The sequence below is a fragment of the Thiohalophilus thiocyanatoxydans genome, from assembly GCF_004366735.1.
Lineage (GTDB): Bacteria > Pseudomonadota > Gammaproteobacteria > UBA6429 > Thiohalophilaceae > Thiohalophilus > Thiohalophilus thiocyanatoxydans.
In genome coordinates this window covers 463631-482872 of record NZ_SOQX01000002.1, presented here as the reverse complement: position 1 = coordinate 482872, position 19242 = coordinate 463631, and the positions used below count along the sequence as shown (strand labels likewise).

Below are 19242 nucleotides of genomic sequence, written 5' to 3'. Positions count from 1 at the left end.
TGTTATGACAATTCATCATCTTTTTATTATAGATAATCATCTATAGCTGAAACTCACCCTGCCATTGTCCCTGGCGATAATCGATGTCGAGCCGGCGGGGCGTGACCTTCTTGATCGCGGGATTGTCGAATGTCCGGCGCGCCGGATAGTTTCTGGCGAACTCTTGTGGATCGCACCACTGGGCCTCTACCGAGCGCAGGACCACCTTCAGTGACGGATTGATCGTGATGGCATCATCCGCGCTCTGTTCGGCCGCCTGATGAAACAGGACCCGTTTTTTGACCATGCAGGAGAAATAGAGCTGCATTTCGACGAGCATGGGGCTTGCCCCGGCCTGTAATGCCCGCTCGGCCCGCTCAGTCCAGCGGACCTGGAAGTCACGTCCCAGATAGGGCGTGTTGTGCACATGCCGATAAGGGTGTAACAGCTGATCGAGTCGTCGCCAGGGCGCAAACAGTTCGCCGACGCCCAGATAGCTGTGATTAATCAATAGACTCCGCATGCTCAACGCTCCTGTCAGGTAACTGTGAGACCCAGCTTAGCAATACTTGAGCGATCGTTCAATTACTTCCATACTGACACATCGAGCCCCTGTGCCCTCCTCTGCTACCCGGGACGTCGATCCAGTTCGTCCTTGACCCTGAAGCATACTTCAGGGTTTAGACTTTCACTCAATGGAGGTTCAACGATGAATAACCTGAGCATCGGCCAGCTGGCCAGCGCCGCCGGGGTAACGGTGGAAACCCTGCGCTTTTACGAGAAGCAGGGATTGTTGTCGAAGCCGCAGCGGACCGACAGCGGCTACCGGCAGTATCCGCCCGATTCGATCAAACGGGTCCGGTTTATCCAGCATGCCAAGCAGGTGGGCTTCACGCTGAACGACATAGGTGAATTACTGGCCCTGCGCCAGGATCAAAATACCGCCTGTGCCGACATCAAGAGCCGGGCGATCCGCAAGATTGAGGAGGTCGACCAGAAAATCCGGGAGCTTGAACGGATTCGCGACGCCTTGCAGCGCATGGCGCAAAAATGCAGCGGCGCCGGGGCGTTGAGTGATTGCCCGATCCTTGAGGAGCTGGATGATCAGGAGGAGAACAACGGATGAGCATCGAACTGGTTTATGAAAAAACCTGCCCGAATATCGCCGGGGCCCGCGAACAATTGTTGCGAGCCTTTGGTGAAGCCGGGCTGACGCCACGCTGGCGGGAATGGGAGATCACCGATCCCGCCGCGCCGGGGCATGTTCACGGCTACGGCTCTCCCACCATCCTGGTGGACGGCCAGGATGTCAGCGGGGCCGGGGTGTCCGGCGACGATCTCTGTTGCCGTCTCTATAGCCAGGGTGAGACAGGCCGACAACAGGGTGTGCCGGCACAGGCGGACATCGTTAACGCCTTGCGGAGCCGCGCTTCCACATCATCCACCTTCCCCGCGGCATGAAACTGAACAATTGTGTTTTTGTTATCAGGAGGTGAATCATGAGCGACAAACGTCAGATCGAAATATTCAGTGCCGGTTGCCCGGTCTGCCAGGAAACGATCGACCTGGTCAATCAACTGGCCTGTTCGTCCTGTGAGATCAGCGTGCTGGCGATGCACGACAGCGAGAATGCGGCACGGGCCAAATCGCTGGGGGTGCGTTCTGTGCCTGCCGTGGCGGTCAACGGTGAACTGGTTGCCTGTTGCCGGGATCGCGGCGTTGACGCGGCGAGCCTGAAAGCCGCCGGGATTGGTCAACCGCTGGGCTGAGGAAGCTATCTTTCAAAGGGTGTCACGCAGGCTATCGCCAGCGTGACCTGCGTATCTGTTGGAGGCGATTCCATCGGCGACCGAACCTTTCGGAGAGGACAGGTCGCGGCTACAAGCCCCTCCTACAACAACAATACATTTCTCTCTGGTTTCTCTGCGCCTTGGCACCCACACAACGGGCATAAACGCCTCCGCGTTAGCCCCGTAGGTCAGGTTGCGCGCATGCGCTACCTGACATTCTCCGTTTAAGAGATGTCACGCAGGCTATCGCCAGCGTGACCTGTGTATCTGTTGTAGGAGGCGATTCCATCGGCGACCGAACCTTTCGGAGAGGACAGGTCGCGGCTACAAGCCCCTCCCACAACGGCCTCCGGCCGCCGCGAGGTTGGCATGTACCTCAGGAACGCGCGTCGATCAAAGCCTGAACCTGATCGGCGATGTCGTACAGATAGAGATCCCGGAACATGTGATTGGCGCCGTCAATCACTTCCAGTTTGACCTTCTCGCCGTCGGCCAGCGGTTCAACGCGTTTCTCGAGTCCCTTGACCACGTTATCCTCGGTGCCGGCGATGACCAGAACCGGTTTGTCGATCTGTTTTAACAGCCCCGGGGTGTCCTTGCGCTCATCATCCTTGTAATAGTTGACAAAACTCTCGGCGCTGACCGTGGTGTCCTCGCAGTAGATGAAGTCGGTGTTTTTCAGCAGGGTATCGCCCTTGCCTTTTTTGACCAGCTTTTTCGCCTTGTTGAAGATCGGCTGCAGCGCGGTATCGTAGCGTTCCTTGTAGTTTTTACGCTCGTACTTCATGTCCCACATCTGCGGCGCAATCAGCACCACTTCTTTCAGGGCGGGATCATTCTGTTCGGCGGCGAACCAGGCGGCCTGGTTACCCCCGCGGGAATGGCCCAGTAGAGTGATATTATCGGCGCCCTGCTCCTTGAGCCAGTTCAGCCAGTGAGCGACTTCATCCACGGCGTCGGTATGCTTGTGACGATGCGTGTCGTCACAGTCGTACATACCTTCACGATCACTTTGTCCCAGGCTCAGGTTAATGGCCAGGGAGTTGATACCGTATTCCTTGAAGACGTTCTGCAGTCCCTTCATGATCTCCATCTGGCCGTGCGCCAGGGTGCCGTGGACCATCAGTACCACGCCCTCCTCCAGGCTGCTGCCGTCGGCCTGGACCAGTTCGGCATTGAGTTTGAGATCCTCATAGTCAGTCTGAACCTGTTTGGCCTGGGCGGCGCCGCTGCCCAGGGCCATGGTGATCAAAAGCAGGGTAAATATGTCACGTAAGCGCATTGTCTGATACCTCCGGTAAACGTTTTGGTGTTAGTTGTTATATTTGAAATGACGAACGGTTTTTATCGCCAGCAGCACCAGTGGTGCGCCGTGCAAAACAAGATCGAAAATATCGATCGGCTTGCTCAGGGTGCCGGCAAACAGCATCTGCAGTTTTTCAACCAGATGCGGTTGCGGCGAAAAAGGCGCCAGCCCCAGCAGGACGGCGATAATAATCAGGGTGGGAAACGGAATTTTATCCAGCCATTTCATCAGGGACTCCGGTTAATAAATGTTCGGGACAATGGATCAGATCCTCGGGGCGATCGATATCCTGTTTCGGTTCAAGCGCGATCCACTGCAAACCAGCCGCGTCGAGCTGCCGGATGGTCTGTTCGAACACCCGCTCGGTGCTCCAGTCGATGTCGCTGAAAATCAGCGGTGAAAACACTTTCAGTCCCAGCAAGACATAGCCACCGTCATGGGCCGGGATAATCACGGCATCCTGTGTATCCAGTGCCTCGATCACCGCACGCAGATCGTCCGGGGTCAGGGCGGGACAGTCGCAGCCAACCACCAGCACCTTTGGATAGCACGGCAGGTGGTCGGAAAATGCATTGGACATGCGCTCGCCCAGATCGTTCCCCTGTTGCGGATGCAGGCTCAGTGTTGTGCGATCGCCGGACCGGCGAAACAGCGGGTGTTGCGTATCGGGCTGGCAATAAAGCTGGATCGCAACATTCTCAAGCTGAGTCACTGTATTAAGTGTCTGTTCCAGAAGTCGCGCATGCAGTTCGGCCGCGCCCTTTTCTCCCAGCGCCGGGATCAGGCGGGTCTTGACCTGTCCCGGAACCGGCGCCCTGGCGAAGATCATGATGGCGGTGGTCGGTGCGTCTTGTTTCATCGATACAGCTTCGCCAGTTTATGGGGATCGCCACCCAGCGCATAGCGCAGCCGCAGGCGCCACATCAAAAAGACCGTGCGCCAGATGCCGCGGGTTTCCCAGCGTCGGCTGGAGGTGATCAGTTCCTGTTTGAGACAGTTCGGTCGGACATGGCGCTTGAGCCGACGGCTGATCTCGATATCTTCCATCAACGGCTGCTCGGCGAAGCCACCGATTTTTTCAAACAGCGCGCGGGTGACAAAGATCCCCTGATCGCCGGTGGCGATACCGCTCAGGCGCGAACGCCGGTTCATCATCAACGCAATCAGCCGAAACCGAACATCCTTGCCGTCGAGGCGCACATCGAAACGACCCCAGGCCAGGGACTGGTTGTCGATGGCCGCAGCGATGATCTGATCCGCCAGCTCGGGGATTAACGTGTCGGCATGCAAAAACCAGAAGATATCCCCCCTGGCCTGCGACGCGCCCACATTCATCTGATGGGCCCGCCCGGGATCGCTGTTAAGAATGCGATCCACCTCCGGACGGGCCATGTCCACAGTGTCATCGGTACTGCCGCCATCGACCAGAATCACCTCATGCCCGCGCGAACGCAGCGGCTGTAACAAAGCCAGCGTTTGGTTGATACTCCCGGCCTCGTTCAGGGTCGGGATGATGATGGAGAGCCGTTGCACGTGTTATTGCCTTCATTGAATAATTTTTTACCGCAGCCCCGTAGGTCAGGTTGTGCGCATGCGCTACCTGACATCCCCGTTCGAGAGATGTCACGCAGGCTATCGCCAGGTGACCTACGTAACTAAATCAAAATATATAAAGCATCATCCCTGTTTTTGATCACCCCACCCCGACCCTCCCCTTGCAGGGGAGGGAGAGGAGGCAGAACCTTCCTCTCTGCCTTTCCTGTGTAAAAGAGAGAGAAATATAGATCATGTCAATCACCTTCCGGGCTTCTCTTGAAGGAAGTGAGAAACAAGCAAGATACATTTCCTCAAAAGTTAATTGCCCGCCGCATTGTTCCCTCCCCTTGCAGGGGAGGGAGAGGAGGCAGAACTTTCCTCTCTGCCTTTCCTGTGTAAAAGAGAGAGAAATATAGATCATGTCAATCACCTTCCGGGCTTCTCTTGAAGGAAGTGAGAAACAAGCAAAATACATTTCCTCAAAAGTTAATTACCCGCCGCATTATTCCCTTCCCTACAAGGGGAAAGTTACTTGCCCGCCGCATTGTTCCCTCCCCTGCAAGGGGAGGGTTAGGGTGGGGTGTTCAATAGCAGGTTGCGCGCATACGCTACCTGACATCCCCGTTCGAGAGATGTCACGCAGGCTAACACCCGCGTGACCTACGGACCTTCCTTCATTTAACAATTCCTCACCACAGAGACGTTTATGCCCGTTGTTTGAGTGCGGAGAGACAAGTTTGAATGTTGGATTATGAATTTTGAATAGCAGTGCTCCGTGTAATTCAAAATTCAACATTCAGAACTCAACATTGTTACACCTCTGCGCCTCTGCACCCAGACAACGGGCATAAACGTCTCCGCGTCAGTCTCTTTTTCATCGGAAATGTTGAGACGTCAACAACATCCCCGACCGCTGATAGTGGTGTGATGGCTTCCGCCTTTGGTCTGGGCGGCGGGCCGCCGGGTGCCAGCCGGGGCACAGAAGGTATTCGGTTCACCCGGTTGTGCCGGGGCGATGCCGATGAAGTCCTCGCCGTAGGCGCCGCTTTCGGTTAGCAGGCGGAAGGTCTTCTCGCAGACGGCGATGCGCGCGCCGCGTGGATAAACATGGCCGTCGTCGTCACTGACCGAGCTGTGCGGTCCGCGATAGATCACGGCATGACCGTAATCGAGACACTCGGTGGCTTCGGGACGTGTGGCGGTCAGGGTCACGGAACGAAACTCGATCCCCTCCACCACCTGCCAGGGTTCGGCTTCCCATTTGTCATAGGCGACGGCGACAAAACCGGCATCGATAAAGGCGTTGAGAAAGTCCTCTTCCTGATATGCGCCGGAGATACAGCCGCTCCACAGCTCACTATTCTGTTTCAAATGCTCGGGGATCGGCTCGTCGCTGATGATATCGGAGATGGCCACCCGACCGCCCGGTTTGAGGACACGGAAGATTTCCTCGAGCATCTGCTGCTTTTGATCATCGGCGACCAGATTGAGCACGCAGTTGGAGATCACCAGATCGACGCTGTTATCGGCGACCAGGGGATTGTCGCGCCGTTGCGCCTGTTGCCAGGCCTGCAGGCGTTCCAGATCGGCCGCAGTGAACACCGGCTGGGCCGCCAGATAGTCTTCCATGGCCTGCACATCCAGCGCCAGGTCCTGGATATAGCCTTTGAGAAAGGTCACCCGGTTATTGCCGAGTTTTTCTTCCATTTCAGGTTGATATTTGCTGGCCAGTAGCAGCATATCGTCATTCATGTCAACGCCGATGACATGGCCCTGCTCACCGACCAGCTGCGCCGCCATATAACAGATCTTGCCGCCACCGGCGCCGAGATCCAGCACCACATCGCCCTCGCGTACATAGCGCGACGGATCGCCGCAACCGTAATCCTTGTCGACGATCTCCTTCGGCAGGATTTTCAATAATTCAGTATCGTAATCCACCGGGCAGCAGAGTGCGGTCTGAACCGACTCGGCACCTTCGGAATAGCGTTTTTTTACTTCAGCATGTACATCCATCTATGTTTCCTCACTTGGTTCGGAACAGTCACTAGTATCTAGTGACTAGCAGCTAGTCACTGCTATTGATCCCTGTAGGTCAGGTTGCGCGCATGCGCTACCTGACGCCCTCCGTTCGAGAGGTGTCACGCAGGCTATCGCCAGCGTGACCTACATAACTTTTCTCAAAAGATTGCTTCGCCAAGTTTATGCCCCGCAGGGGTGCTCGCAATGACCGAAAATAGAGCGGTCATTGCGAGGAACAACGTGACGAAGCAATCTCTCTGGACTGGCATTAGCCCTGTAGGTCAGGTTGCACGGATGCGCTACCTGACGTCCTCCGTTAGAGAGATGTCACGCAGGCTATCGCCAGCGTGACCTACGCAACTTCAGCATGTACATCCATCTATGTTTCTTTATTAATAATTTTTTCACCGCAGAGACGCAGAGGTCACAGAGAAGTTTTTGACTTTGTAGGAGGCGATTCCATCGGCGACCAATCCTATCGGAGAGGACAGGTCGCGGCTACAAGCCCCTCCTACAACAACAATAAATTTTCCTCTGCGATCTCTGCGTCTCTGCGTCTCTGCGGTGAATCATTTTTCAATTCAAAGCACCACCACAACTACTCCCCTGCCCGGCGGTGCAGCCGTAGCAGTGATCGGCAACGGCGATGGATCGGCCGGCCAGGGCGTCGGCGGTGAGGTCGCGGATATGCGGTCGGGGTTTGCCCACGTTGGGCAACGGCAGGTTGAGCATCTGGTTGAAATCACAATCATAGGCATAGCCCTGCCAGTCGATGCTGATGAGAGTGCGACACATAACGTTTTCCAGATTGGCGTCCTGATAGGCGCTTTTGAGCAGTTGCATATATTCCTCGAACTGGCCTTTGGAGATCAGCGTACTGCCAAAACGCTGGATGGGCAGGTTGGTCAGGGTGAACAGGTGAGTGAACTCCACAGACTGTTTGGCCAGTTCCCGTTTGTAATCGGCTTCCAGCTGCACCTGGGGCGGCGGCAGGAACGGGCCGGTGGGGTTGTAGACCAGATTCAATACCAGGCCGCTGTCCGCTTTGCCATAACCGACCGCGTTGAGTTGTTGCAGTGCGTCGATGCTGCGGGCGTAGACGCCGTCGCCCCGCTGGCCGTTGACATTGGCTTCCTGGTAACAGGGCAAGGAGGCGACGATCTCCACCTGATGGTCGGCCAGAAACTGCGCCAGATCGGCCTGCCCGTCTTCCTGCAGGATGGTCAGGTTACAGCGATCGATCACCTGCATCCCCAGTGACCGCGCCTGTTCGACCAGATAGCGAAAGTGCGGATTGAGTTCCGGCGCACCGCCGGTGATGTCCAGGGTTTGCAATGTATTAGTCCGCAGAAACGTTACGATGTCGTCCACGGTCTCGCGTTGCATGACTTCCTTGCGCGTCGGTCCGGCGTTGACGTGACAGTGCAGACAGGCCTGGTTACAACGGTAACCGAGATTGATCTGCAACGTGGTCAGCCGATCCCGTTTCAGGGTCGGGAAGTCGGTTTCTTGCAATAACGGTAAGGTGGCGTGCATATAACGGCCTTTTGTTCAGTTGTGGTGTTGTCGGGTCAGATGAACCGCCAGAAAACCGCCCCACAATATTGTCCCGGGTATCAAACGTTCCATGACGCGGGCTGTCGGTCCACCGCCAGGGAAAAAAATGGTACTGCGAAAACGGGTGTCCGCCGAGGTGATACCCGCCTGTTGCAGCCAGTTTATCACATCCGCCCGATTGTCCCAGCGGGCACCGGCATAGGCCCCCCGCCCGGCCTTTTGTCGGTACAACAGGCTGTGGCGATTCAACAAACCCAGTACCACACCGTGTTGACTCACGCGCCATAGCTCCTGCAGGGCGGTGACGGGATTGTCCACAAAACACAAACTGGTAATGGCACTGCCATAGTCAAACTGTTTATCGTCAAAGGGCAGGCGTTCGGCCGTGCCTACAAAATAGTCGATCCCCTTCGACTGCTCACGGGCATACGCCAGCATGGCCGGATCGGGATCCAGGCCGGTAACAGCCAGGCCGGCCTGATGAAAACGGCGCGTAAAATGGCCGGTGCCGCAACCGACATCCAGCAAACCGGCGCCGGGTGTCGGGTTTAACAGCTTGCGCAACAGCCCAAACTCCCGATCGCTGATCCATCGGCCGCGCGAGGTGTGATACCAGTGGTCATACTTTTCGGGCGTGATATTCATAACGTAATCGAAGGTTATCCGGGCAGGCGTTGCAGCCAGCGCACCAGTCGCCGGGTCAGCGGGCTGAACAGTTTCGCCGCATAGGCGGTGTTGACCGTGCGACGATGGATTTGTGCCAGCGTCGGATAGGCATGAATCGCCGCCGAGATGTCGCCGATTTTTGCCCCGCTCTGCATGGCCAGCACCAGTTCATGGATCAGTTCGCCGGCCTGCGGTCCCAGAATGCTGGCACCGAGAATTTTTCCCTTGCGGGTAACCAGTTTGACCCGCCCGGCGGTTTCCCGTTCCGTCAACGCGCGATCGACTTCCTTGAAATCAAAGCGCAGGACGGTGTGTTTGATCCCCTGCTCCCGGGCCTGCTGTTCGGTGAGCCCCACCTGGGCCAGTTCCGGATCGGTGTAAGTGACCCACGGCAGAATGCGATAGTCGGCCTTCTTGGGAAAACGAAACACAGCATTGCTGATGATAAGCCCGGCCTGGTACTCGGCCTGATGGGTGAAGGCATAGGGGCCGGCCACATCGCCACAGGCATAGATGTGTTTTTGCGAGGTACGCAGACGTCGATCCACCATGATGCCACGTGGTGTCGTTTCAATGCCGGCGCGCTCCGGATCGAGGCCTTCGATATTGGGTCGGCGGCCGGTGGCGACAAGAATTTTGTCGACCCGAACGCGATCATGGTTGTTATCGATAATCTCGTACTGATCGTTTTGGTGTTCGATTCGCTCGATATCGCTGTTGGTCTGGATTTGCAGCCCTTCGTCGGTCAGTTGTTTCTGCAGTAAATCCACCAGTTCCGTATCTTCATGCGCTAACAACCGGGGACCGCGTTGCAGTAACGTCACCTGGCTACCCAGTCGACTCATCGCCTGACCCAGCTCCAGGCCGATCGGCCCGCCGCCGAGTACCGCCAGTGACGCGGGCAGTTGTTGCAGATCGAACAGGCTTTCGTTGGTGAGCAGATCGTCCGGGTTGATACCGGGGATCGCCGGGATAAACGGGCGCGAACCGGTGGCAATGACAAAACGTCGTCCTTCAATCACCCGTTCCCCGACCTGGACGGCATGGGGCGAAATGAACCGGGCCGGCTCGCCCAGTAACACCTCGCAACCATAGGCGCGAAAGCGTTCGGGATCATCGTGCTGTTGAATATGATCCACGATTGAATTGACCTGTTGATTCACCTTACCGAGGTCGATCGGGAATGATTGTGATGGCAGACCGAACTCCCCGGCCCGGCGCATCAGGTGCGCGACTTTCGCGGCCTTGATCAGCGCCTTGCTCGGTACGCAGCCATGATGCAGGCAATCGCCGCCCAGCTTCGCCTGTTTTTCGATCAGCGTCACATTCAGGCCGAGCTGGGAAGCCACGCTGGCGATCACCAGCCCCCCCGCGCCGCCACCGATAACAATCAAATCTCGTTTGTTTTGCATTAAAACGTCAATACCTTGTTTGCAGTAGCCGCCAGGATCAAGACGCAATGCGCCGCCTCCAGGCTTTGCCGGTTTCGGGGATCCGCTGCGCTTGAGCCACTCTACGAGAGGGATCGCGTCCGGGTAACTTTTATTGAGTCGCGGGGAGGCATGGATCCTTACAGGCCGGCCATGGCCGCCTGCGCATCCCATTGCTGCACCTGCCTGAGAATCGATTGCGAATCGGTCGCGTCAGGATCGTAGGCCACGGTCAACTCATGTTGATGTTGTGGACTGAAATGGACCGATACCACGCCGTCGCTTGCCGCTACCGCCTCCTCCAGTTTTGTTCGCTGCTCGACTGACAGATCGGGATGAACGTGTATCATAATGTCTGTAATGTCCATATTCTGCTCCTTTACCGCCGCCGGGCGGTTATGGTGGGAATAAGCCGTGCCTTACGACTCAATATCCCGCTTTTTTTGTTCGAACTCTTCTCGATCGATCTCACCTCTGGCGTAACGCTCTTCGAGTATCTGCCGCGCCGTTTTCGATGGCGGCAGAGGCACATTCGTCTCCGGGCCGCCTATCAGCCATTTCACGATGGCGATGAGCCCCGCGAGGATCAACAGCCAGAACAGGATCATCACAATCCAGCCAAATCCTCCCCCCCAGCCAAACGGGCCAAACTCATTCATCATTCTCGTCCCCCCTTAAAACAAATCAAACAGCACTTCCAACAGGATAGAACGATTCGACCCGGGATGAGCGGCTTTTGCCGGCAAAGGCTCAAATTAACCCGGGCCCCGGGGGACTCGCTTTTGCCCCGACCGGGTGATGAACCGTCGATCCGCCCCCGCACCGGTTCGCTGGCCCACCTTCGCGCCCGGTCAGGCCCTTAATTCTCGTCGGGGTAATCGGCGATAGCGGCCCCTGTTGCCGCCACCGCGCCGTTTTGCGCCTTACCGCTGAAAAAATTCGCCAACCCCCTTGACTCTTTCAAGTATTCTATTAATCTATTGAATAGTCGTAAAGCGTAAACAGGAGCGCCCAACATGACACTCAGCGCCATTCTCGCCGGCCTGGCCACAGGCATCATGCTCGGCATCTTCGGCAGCGGGGGCTCGATTATCACCACCCCGGCCCTGCTCTATCTGCTTGATGTCGCACCGAAATCGGCCATTGCCATGAGCCTGGGGATCGTGGCTGTCACCGCCACCCTGACCGCCCTGCAGCACTGGCGGGCCGGCAATGTGAACGGCAAAGTAACACTGGTGTTCGGGATATTCGGTATCGTCGGCACCTATGCCGGCGCCCGCCTGGGGGTCATCACCCCGGTGGTGTTGCAGCTGAGCATCTTCGCCCTGGTCATGTACGCCGCCGCCTGGAAAATGTTTCGCCCCGCCAACCCCCCCCGCTCGGCCGGTGCCGCCGCGGTGGATCTGGCCGACGCCGAGGGCTGCACCTCCAAACGCTGCCTGAGCCATGTGGCGATGCACGGCATCGTGGTCGGTGCGCTGACCGGTCTGGTCGGTGTCGGTGGCGGTTTTCTGATTGTCCCGGCGCTGGTCATTCTCTCCCGGCTGCCCATGAAACAGGCGATCGGCACCTCGCTGGCCATCGTGGCCGTTAAATCCTATGCCGGCTTCGGCGGGTACGTGGGGGATGTGCCCATCGATTATAACCTCATGGCCGTTTTCATCGTGGTGGCCGTCATCGGCAGTGTGATCGGTACCCGCCTGGCACGCCGGGTTTCGGGCGACGTGTTGAAAAAAGGTTTCGCGGTTTTCCTGACGCTGGTGGCCACCTACATCCTGGCCAACCAGATACTTGCTCTGAGCACCTGATAAGGAGGTCCCACCATGAAGACGCTATACCGTTTCCGACTGTTAGTATTACTTCGGCTTCTCTGCTTTCAAAAAGTCATAACATGGTCGCTTGCTTTCACCCAGCCGGCCAGGGATTTCATGGAACCTTTTTCGATGCCCGGGATCAGCTGATCCGCGCTGATCCCGCAATCGTCCACCGCCATGCCGCAGGCGCGCACGGTCAGGCCGCATTCGATCAATTCACCCAGCAGTTCCTCGAGATTGACCGCACCGTCGGGGACCGTGTGATCACGCCGTCCGACCTGGACACCGTCATCCAGCAGATGGACCTGGACGGTCATATCCTCGGCCAGGGCGGCGCCGGCAAAACGCAGGGCGTGCCACGCCTTGTTGTCGGATTGATAAGGTGCGTTCTGGATGACTATGGTAGTGATGGTCATAACTCTCTCCTGGTTTAAACCGATACAGGTATGGGACGCAGCGATTCAGGACACCGGTTAACGGTCCGCTTGTGCCTGCTGTTCCAGCGTCTGCAGGTAATCCCGGATACGTTTGGCATTAACGCCCCGGTCGATTTTGCCCAGGCGGGAGTGGGAGCGGACATCCACGCGCGCGCCCTCTCCGCTCTCCGTGATCCGAACAGCGATGTTGTCCTTGAAGCCAAACAGTAACGTGGTATCGACCGCCTCGATCTGTTTGTCGAATTCATTTTCCGCGACGATCTCCCAGCCCTTCTGCCGGGCTATCTGCAGTGCCAGTTCGAATGCCTCGGCCGGGGCCATGTCCAGTTCCAGCGGTTGCAGATCCGGATAGCCCTCGCGTTGCAGTCGTGCCGTCGCCGCTCCCGGGTAGGCGGCGGGATTGGCAACGTCCCAGAAGGCGGGCGGGTTATCCGGATCGGTGGTGATATCGTTGATCGGCGGATAAACCCGGGCCGCGTATTCAAACTGCGCGTAGGAGAGCACCAGCGGCAGGCTCAGTACCGCGCCCAGCAGTGCGACAGCAAAACCGCGACGCCGCGCGCCCGGCCGGGTTCGCCACAGACCGATCAGGGCAAGTAGCAACCCGACGACCGCGACGTAGCTGGCCCACTGAAAAACATCAATGGCCGTCACAAAGTGAAAGCGCTCGCTGCGATAGCCGTAGATGGCGACAGCTGCGATCACGATGGCGGCCACACCACCGAGCAAGGCGAGCCAGGCTGCGATCGATCGAGACGGGCGGGTAAACATAGGATTGTCCTCCAATACTGATTTTTAGCGATTCGCGTTTTCAGTTGTTATGGCGCCAGGCGCGGATCAGCGCCGCGGCGGCCTGGTCGATCTCGTCAGTCGTTGTCGGTGTCCCCACCGACAGGCGCACGGCCCCCCGGGCCTGCTCGAGGGTAAGGCCCATCGCCCCCAGCACCCCGCTGACCTCTTTGCTGTCGGCATGGCAGGCCGAGCCGGTCGAGGCGGCAACGCTCTGCGCCGCCCGCGCCAGCACGGTTTTGCCATCGATGTTGGGAAAGGAGACGTTGAGGGTGTTGGGCAAGCGCGCCTCGGGGTGGCCGTTGAGCCGCAGATCGGGAATCGCCTCGCGCAACAGGCCGTGCAACCGGTCACGTTTCTCGCGCAAGGTCGCGGCGCTCGTGTCGAGATGTACCCGGGCCCGTTGCGCGGCCCGGCCCAGGCCGGCGATATAGGCCACATTCTCGGTCCCGGTACGCCGACCCTGCTCCTGGGCGGCGCCGAACAGAATCGGCGCCAGCGGGGTCCCCTCCTTTATATATAGGGCACCGATCCCCTTGGGGGCGTAGAACTTGTGGCCCGCCAGGCTCAGCAGATCGGCCCCCAGCGCCGTCACCTCCACCGGGATCTTGCCCGCCGACTGGGCCGCGTCCACATGCAGCAGCACCGATCGCTCGCGGGTGATGGCGCTGATCGCCTCGATGGGCTGGATGGTGCCGACCTCATTGTTGGCGTGCATGACCGAGACCAGCACCGTGTCGGGGCGAAGGGCCTGGCGGATCGCCTCGGGATCGACCCGGCCGCACGCATCGACGGGGATCACCGTCACCTCCCAGCCTTCTGAGGCCAGATGCTGTAACGGCTGGCTCACCGACGGATGCTCCACGGCGGAGGTGATGATATGCCGACCCCGTTGCTGTTGTGCCCGGGCGGCACCGAGCAGCGCCAGGTTGTTGGCCTCGGAGGCGCAGGCGGTAAAGACTACTTCGGATACCTCTGCCCGAATGAGATCCGCCACCTGCTGGCGCCCCTGCTCGATCACTGCTTTGGCCTGTTGACCATAGGGGTGCGCGGAGGACGGGTTGCCGAACGTCTCGCCCAGGACTTGCGTGATAGTCGCCTGCACCTCGGGATCGACCGGGGTCGTGGCGTTGTAATCGAGATACACGGGCTGCATGGGCTTACTCCACCGGGTAGCCTTTCTCGTTCCAGTCGGTCATCCCGCCCTTGACCACGTGCACATCGCCGAAACCCTGCTGCGCCAGCAGTTGCGCCGCCTTGGCGGAACGACGATCAGTGCGACAGACAGTGACGATTGGTCGCTCCAGGTAATCAGTCAGCTCGTCCAGTCGCCCGGACAACGCTTCCAGCGGGATGTTGCGCGCGCCGGGGATATGCTGCTGCTCGCCGGTGAAATCCTCTTCACTGCGTACATCCAGCACCAGCACATCGGCCTGTTGATCCAGTTGCTGCTTGAGCTGATCCACCGTCTGCGACGGGCGGCGACGCAAGCGCCCGATCCAGCGCGGCAAAAAGGCCACCAGCGCCAGCAGGCCGAGGGCCAGCAATCCTTTTTGGATCATCCCCTCGCCGCCGGCGATCGCCTCGCGTCCGGCGTAACCCAGATAGGTGTAGGCAGTCGCGCCGGGCAACATGCAGATATAGGAGGCAATGATGTAATGCAGCAGGTTGATGCGGGTCAGGCCCAGGGCATAGTTCAACAGGTTGAAGGGAAACAGCGGTACCAGGCGCACAAAGGCGACAAAGCGCCAGCCCTCCTTTTCCACGCCGGTTTTCAGTTGCGCCATGCGCCCGCCGGTCTTGCGTTCCACCCAGTCGGCGGCCAGGTAACGGGCAATCAGAAAGGCCAGTGTGGCCCCGAGGGTCGCCCCGGTCAGGTTATACAGCGTCCCCAGCACCGGACCGAACAACGCCCCACCCGCCAGGGTTAATACAGAACCGGGCAGAAACAGCACGGCGGCCGCGGCGTAGATCAACATGAACAGCAGCGGGCCGGCGGCGCCGGTCCCGTCGAGCCACATCTCCAGCGCCTCGGCGTCGAACTGATCCCGGTAGCTGATGGCAATGCCGATGGCGACGATCAGGACTGCAAGCAATCCGAAGCGAAGCAGTTTACTGTTCATTGCCATCACCCCACTGCCGACGGTTGATGGCGTAATCGCTGATCTTGCCCTTGAACGGCAGGATCAACATACCATTGAGCCAGCTCACCTGTTGCGGCTCACGGAATTTGCGAATACCGATGGTCATGCCGTCGTGACCGCCGCGCGGTTGATCCCGGTAGGTACCGAACAGCCGATCCCACCACGGCAGGTTGAAGCCGAAGTTGCTGTTGGCCTCGTCATCCTCCACCGAGTGATGCACGCGGTGCATGTCGGGGGTGACCACGAACCAGCGCAACACCCGGTCCAGTTTCAGCGGCAGGCGGATATTGCCGTGGTTGAACATGGCGGTGGCATTGAGCAGCACCTCGAAGATGACCACACCCACGACGGGCGGCCCCAGCACGACGATGGCGGCAAACTTGATCAGCATGGAAAGAATGATCTCCAGCGGATGAAAGCGGGCGCCGGTGGTGACATCGAAATCGAGATCGGCGTGGTGCATGCGATGCAGACGCCAGAACAGCGGTATGGCATGGACCATAATATGCTGCAGCCAGACCACGAAATCGAGCACAATGACTGATGCGACCACCGCCAGCCAGTACGGCACCTCGAAATAGTTAAAGATCCCCCAGCCCTGCTCGCCGGCAAAAAAGGCCATGCCGACCGCGGCGGCCGGGAACAACAGGCGCAGGACCACGGTATTGAGGACCACGATACCCAGGTTACTGCCCCAGCGCACCGTCTTGGAGGCAGTCAGGCCGCGACGCGGCGCGACCACCTCCCACAGACCGATCAGTGCGAGGATGCCGAAGAAGAAGCCGAGCCGGATAAACGGCTCATTGCCCAGAATAAACTCGTCGATGCTCATGGTGCCGATTCTCCATTGCTGTTTACTGCTTTTAATAATTTATTATTGAATTGATTGGATTATTGCCTGTCAGAAATGGCATGCTATACTGACAAATACAACTTATCAAGTGATTACTTGAATAATAGATTATCAGCGTGGTGATGCATGTCAAGCGGCAATTTCAAACACGATCTGTTTGCCCAGTTCGCCCGGGTCGGCAAGGCTCTGGGCAGTGGTAACCGTCTGGAAATCCTCGAATATCTCGCCCAGGGCGAGCGCAGCGTCGAGGACCTCGCCCGGGTCGCCGGGCTCTCCGTGGCCAACACCTCCCAGCATCTGCAGCACCTGCGCCAGGCCGGGCTGGTCACCACCCGCAAGGAAGGGCTCAAGGTCTATTATCGTCTCTCCAGCGACGATGTGCTGGATCTGATCGACGCCCTGCGCCGGGTGGCCGAGCACCACGTGGCCGAGGTGGATCGGTTGATTAACAGCTACCTGACGGTCAAGGACGATCTCGAGCCGATCCCCCGTGACGAGCTGCTGGCCCGGGCCCGGGATGGTCATGTCACGGTCATCGACGTGCGCCCGGCCGAGGAGTACGCCGCCGGCCATCTGCCCGGTGCGGTCAACATCCCCCTGGGCGAGCTGGAGCAGCGGCTGGCGGAACTCGGCGAGAACAAGGATCAGGAGATCGTCGCCTACTGCCGGGGGCCGCACTGTGTGCTCGCCTTCGATGCGGTGGCGCGGCTGCGGGAGAAAGGCCTCAAGGCCCGACGTCTGCAGGACGGCTACCCCGAGTGGAAAACCGCGGGGCTGCCGGTGGAAGAACAAAACCCGACAAAATAGACAGGTGGGGTTATGCGGTTAGCTCAACGAATCACGCCGGCGTGCCTGTTTCTGGCCCTGTGTTTCACGACGCCATTGCAGGCGCAACTGAGCCGGGGTGAAGATCCCGACACGGGCCTGCGCCACTGGCAGTGGCAGGAAGCCGGTATCCATTTCAAACTGACCCAGCGCCTGCCGGATCAGACCCGCGCCTTTTTTGGCGCCCGGGGTTTTGACAGGGAAGCCCGCGAGCGCATTGCCCTCGCCTGTGTTTTTCAAACGGAATTTCGCAATACGGCGGGAAATGATCAGCCCCCCGTCGAATATGACCTGAGCGAATGGCGGGTTCATACCGATGACGGGACACAGCCGTTAATGGTGCGGGAAACCTGGAAGCCGATCTGGCAGGAACACGACGATCTGCCCAAAGCCGCCCGGATTGCGTTTGAATGGGCGCTGCTGCCCACGCAACAGGAATACGCCGCCGATGATTACAACTGGGGCATGACCGCGTACGGCCTGGCGCCCGGCAGTGAGTTTGATCTCGAATTCAGCTGGCAACGCGGTGACCAGCAGTATACGCGCCGTATCGATGCCATCGAATGTCCGCCCGACATCCACCCACAACCCGACTGAGTTCTCTTTATGCTGTCAAAACCGTTCCCGTTTTTATTAACCCTGGTCTTGCTTGTCACCTCGGCGCCCCTGGCCGCCGAACGCCCGCCGTTGATTAACGATCCCGCCCCCGCCCCTTCCTTCACACTGGAAGACATGGATGGCAAGACCTACAAACTGGAGGACTACAAGGGACAGGTGGTCGTGGTCAATTTCTGGGCCAGCTGGTGCCCGCCCTGCCGTGAAGAGATGCCCTCCATGGAGCGCGCCTGGAAACAGCTGCAGGAAGAGGATATCGCCATGCTGGCGATTAACGTCGGTGAGGATGCCGATACGATTTTTACCTTTACCGCCGATTATCCGGTGAGTTTTCCCCTGCCGATGGATCAGGATTCAACCGTGATCAATGAGTGGCCGATACAGGGCCTGCCCACCACCTTTGTTCTGGATAAACAGGGGCGGATTGTGTATCGCGTCGTTGGCGGTCGCGAATGGGATGATCCGGAACTGATCGACATGCTCATCGAACTGCAAAACCAGTAAAGCGATTATCTCATGCAAAGCCAACCCGAGTTTTTGACCCTGCGCCGACACCTGGAGCAGACCATTGTCGGCCAGACCGCGCTGATCGATCGGTTGATGGTCGGCATGCTGACCGGCGGGCATATCCTGCTGGAGAGCGCCCCCGGCCTGGCCAAGACCACCGCGGTCAAGGCACTGGCCGCCGGCGTGCATGCCAGCTTTCAGCGCCTGCAGTTCACCCCCGATCTGCTGCCGGCGGATATCACCGGCGGAGATATCTTTGACCCGACCAAAAGCGAGTTTCGCTTTGTGCAGGGACCGCTGTTTCACGAAATCATTCTGGCCGACGAGATCAACCGCGCCCCGCCCAAGGTGCAGTCGGCGTTACTCGAAGCGATGGAAGAACATCAGGTCACCATCAGCGGCAAGTCCTGGCCCCTGCCCGATCTGTTTATCGTCATGGCAACCCAGAACCCGCTGGAACAGGGCGGTACCTATCCCCTGCCCGAAGCGCAGCTGGATCGCTTCCTGTTGCATGTCATCGTCGACTATCCCGATGCGGACGAAGAGTTGCAGATCCTGGAACGGGATCGCCAGCGCCACTTCAGCGAGGAAACGCCTTCGATCAACACCCGGCTGGATCCGCAAACGGTATTGAAGGCGCGTCAGGAAGTGGCGGACATTCACATCGAACCGGCACTGGAACGGTATGTCGTGGATATTGTGCAGGCCACCCGCAATCCGGCCCGCTGGGGCGAGGATCTGAAAGAGACGATTCAGTTCGGCGCCTCACCACGCGCCACCCTGGCGATGGTGCGCGCGGCCTGTGCCCATGCCTATCTGCAGGGGCGCGAGTATGTTCTGCCCGACGATGTTCTGGAGGTGGCCGGGGACGTCCTGCGTCATCGCATTATTCCCAGCTATACCGCCCGGGCGCGGGGTCGGGACGCCCAGAGCCTGATTGAACAGCTGCTGGATGTGATTCCGGTTCCCTGA

24 protein-coding genes are annotated in these 19242 nt (G+C 58.7%); 8 read left to right on the top strand and 16 right to left on the bottom strand.

The genetic code is table 11. The features are described 5' to 3' along the window. Nucleotides 1-40 precede the first annotated feature (40 nt). The gene (locus EDC23_RS05995) at nt 41-502 is read right to left on the bottom strand and encodes a hypothetical protein (RefSeq protein ID WP_134082104.1); all 462 of its coding nucleotides are present in this window, start codon (nt 500-502) and stop codon (nt 41-43) included. Between the two features lie 186 nt (nt 503-688). Between EDC23_RS05995 and zntR the strand changes: the two genes are divergently transcribed. From zntR to EDC23_RS05980, 3 genes are read left to right on the top strand one after another with little or no spacing between them, the layout of a single operon-like run. Then, on the top strand, nt 689-1105 hold the full coding sequence (gene zntR, locus EDC23_RS05990) for a Zn(2+)-responsive transcriptional regulator (protein WP_134082102.1): 417 nt from the start codon (nt 689-691) through the stop codon (nt 1103-1105). Then, nucleotides 1102-1440: a hypothetical protein gene (locus tag EDC23_RS05985; protein WP_134082101.1), complete on the top strand. Its 339-nt coding sequence runs from the start codon at nt 1102-1104 to the stop codon at nt 1438-1440. Before zntR ends, EDC23_RS05985 begins: the two co-directional genes overlap by 4 nt. Nucleotides 1441-1478: 38 nt before the next feature. Next, on the top strand, nt 1479-1748 hold the full coding sequence (locus EDC23_RS05980) for a thioredoxin family protein (RefSeq protein ID WP_134082099.1): 270 nt from the start codon (nt 1479-1481) through the stop codon (nt 1746-1748). Between the two features lie 397 nt (nt 1749-2145). On the opposite strand, the gene EDC23_RS05975 is transcribed toward EDC23_RS05980, so the two are convergent. The 10 genes from EDC23_RS05975 to EDC23_RS05930 all read right to left on the bottom strand — a co-directional run bounded on the left by EDC23_RS05975 (nt 2146) and on the right by EDC23_RS05930 (nt 10948). Beyond that, nucleotides 2146-3051, bottom strand: a complete 906-nt coding sequence (locus EDC23_RS05975) for an alpha/beta hydrolase (RefSeq protein WP_134082098.1) — start codon at nt 3049-3051, stop codon at nt 2146-2148. A gap of 30 nt (nt 3052-3081) precedes the next feature. Then, a complete protein-coding gene (locus EDC23_RS05970; protein WP_134082096.1) occupies nt 3082-3303 on the bottom strand; it encodes a hypothetical protein in 222 nt (73 codons plus the stop codon). Next, the gene (locus EDC23_RS05965; protein ID WP_243830725.1) at nt 3287-3934 is read right to left on the bottom strand and encodes a TIGR04282 family arsenosugar biosynthesis glycosyltransferase; all 648 of its coding nucleotides are present in this window, start codon (nt 3932-3934) and stop codon (nt 3287-3289) included. The genes EDC23_RS05970 and EDC23_RS05965 overlap by 17 nt, the downstream gene beginning before the upstream one ends. Then, nucleotides 3931-4608 (bottom strand): TIGR04283 family arsenosugar biosynthesis glycosyltransferase, encoded by a 678-nt coding sequence (locus tag EDC23_RS05960; RefSeq protein WP_243830724.1) that lies wholly within the window; start codon nt 4606-4608, stop codon nt 3931-3933. Before EDC23_RS05960 ends, EDC23_RS05965 begins: the two co-directional genes overlap by 4 nt. An 897-nt stretch (nt 4609-5505) precedes the next feature. Next, the gene (locus EDC23_RS05955) at nt 5506-6627 is read right to left on the bottom strand and encodes a methyltransferase domain-containing protein (RefSeq protein WP_134082095.1); all 1122 of its coding nucleotides are present in this window, start codon (nt 6625-6627) and stop codon (nt 5506-5508) included. 582 nt (nt 6628-7209) lie between these two features. Beyond that, nucleotides 7210-8169, bottom strand: a complete 960-nt coding sequence (gene arsS / locus EDC23_RS05950; RefSeq protein ID WP_134082094.1) for an arsenosugar biosynthesis radical SAM (seleno)protein ArsS — start codon at nt 8167-8169, stop codon at nt 7210-7212. Nucleotides 8170-8184: 15 nt separating this feature from the next. Beyond that, the gene (locus EDC23_RS05945; protein WP_134082093.1) at nt 8185-8835 is read right to left on the bottom strand and encodes a class I SAM-dependent methyltransferase; all 651 of its coding nucleotides are present in this window, start codon (nt 8833-8835) and stop codon (nt 8185-8187) included. A gap of 14 nt (nt 8836-8849) precedes the next feature. Beyond that, nucleotides 8850-10268 (bottom strand): dihydrolipoyl dehydrogenase family protein, encoded by a 1419-nt coding sequence (locus EDC23_RS05940; RefSeq protein WP_134082092.1) that lies wholly within the window; start codon nt 10266-10268, stop codon nt 8850-8852. Between the two features lie 158 nt (nt 10269-10426). Beyond that, a complete protein-coding gene (locus EDC23_RS05935) occupies nt 10427-10654 on the bottom strand; it encodes a hypothetical protein (RefSeq protein WP_134082091.1) in 228 nt (75 codons plus the stop codon). A 51-nt stretch (nt 10655-10705) separates the two neighbouring features. After that, the gene (locus tag EDC23_RS05930; RefSeq protein ID WP_134082089.1) at nt 10706-10948 is read right to left on the bottom strand and encodes an SHOCT domain-containing protein; all 243 of its coding nucleotides are present in this window, start codon (nt 10946-10948) and stop codon (nt 10706-10708) included. A gap of 354 nt (nt 10949-11302) precedes the next feature. Between EDC23_RS05930 and EDC23_RS05925 the strand changes: the two genes are divergently transcribed. Then, nucleotides 11303-12094 carry a sulfite exporter TauE/SafE family protein gene (locus EDC23_RS05925; protein ID WP_134082088.1) on the top strand — a complete coding sequence of 264 codons (792 nt, stop codon included), beginning with the start codon at nt 11303-11305 and terminating at the stop codon, nt 12092-12094. Between the two features lie 68 nt (nt 12095-12162). Here EDC23_RS05925 and EDC23_RS05920 read toward each other — a convergent pair whose 3' ends face one another. The 5 genes from EDC23_RS05920 to EDC23_RS05900 are packed head-to-tail and all read right to left on the bottom strand — an operon-like array spanning nt 12163 to nt 16302. After that, complete coding sequence (locus EDC23_RS05920; protein ID WP_134082087.1) at nt 12163-12516, bottom strand: DsrE/DsrF/TusD sulfur relay family protein; 354 nt, start codon at nt 12514-12516, stop codon at nt 12163-12165. A 57-nt stretch (nt 12517-12573) separates the two neighbouring features. Continuing rightward, a complete protein-coding gene (locus EDC23_RS05915) occupies nt 12574-13308 on the bottom strand; it encodes a DUF1499 domain-containing protein (RefSeq protein WP_134082086.1) in 735 nt (244 codons plus the stop codon). Nucleotides 13309-13348: 40 nt separating this feature from the next. Beyond that, on the bottom strand, nt 13349-14482 hold the full coding sequence (locus EDC23_RS05910) for a cysteine desulfurase family protein (RefSeq protein WP_134082084.1): 1134 nt from the start codon (nt 14480-14482) through the stop codon (nt 13349-13351). A gap of 4 nt (nt 14483-14486) precedes the next feature. Further along, a complete protein-coding gene (locus EDC23_RS05905; RefSeq protein WP_134082083.1) occupies nt 14487-15449 on the bottom strand; it encodes a VTT domain-containing protein in 963 nt (320 codons plus the stop codon). Further along, complete coding sequence (locus EDC23_RS05900) at nt 15439-16302, bottom strand: sterol desaturase family protein (protein ID WP_134082082.1); 864 nt, start codon at nt 16300-16302, stop codon at nt 15439-15441. Before EDC23_RS05900 ends, EDC23_RS05905 begins: the two co-directional genes overlap by 11 nt. A 147-nt stretch (nt 16303-16449) precedes the next feature. Between EDC23_RS05900 and EDC23_RS05895 the strand changes: the two genes are divergently transcribed. From EDC23_RS05895 to EDC23_RS05880, 4 genes are read left to right on the top strand one after another with little or no spacing between them, the layout of a single operon-like run. Then, complete coding sequence (locus EDC23_RS05895; RefSeq protein ID WP_134082081.1) at nt 16450-17130, top strand: ArsR/SmtB family transcription factor; 681 nt, start codon at nt 16450-16452, stop codon at nt 17128-17130. A 12-nt stretch (nt 17131-17142) separates the two neighbouring features. Further along, nucleotides 17143-17745: a hypothetical protein gene (locus EDC23_RS05890; RefSeq protein WP_134082080.1), complete on the top strand. Its 603-nt coding sequence runs from the start codon at nt 17143-17145 to the stop codon at nt 17743-17745. Between the two features lie 9 nt (nt 17746-17754). After that, complete coding sequence (locus EDC23_RS05885; protein ID WP_134082079.1) at nt 17755-18267, top strand: TlpA family protein disulfide reductase; 513 nt, start codon at nt 17755-17757, stop codon at nt 18265-18267. Nucleotides 18268-18279: 12 nt separating this feature from the next. Beyond that, nucleotides 18280-19242, top strand: coding sequence for an AAA family ATPase (locus tag EDC23_RS05880; protein WP_134082077.1), 963 nt, complete (start codon nt 18280-18282; stop codon nt 19240-19242).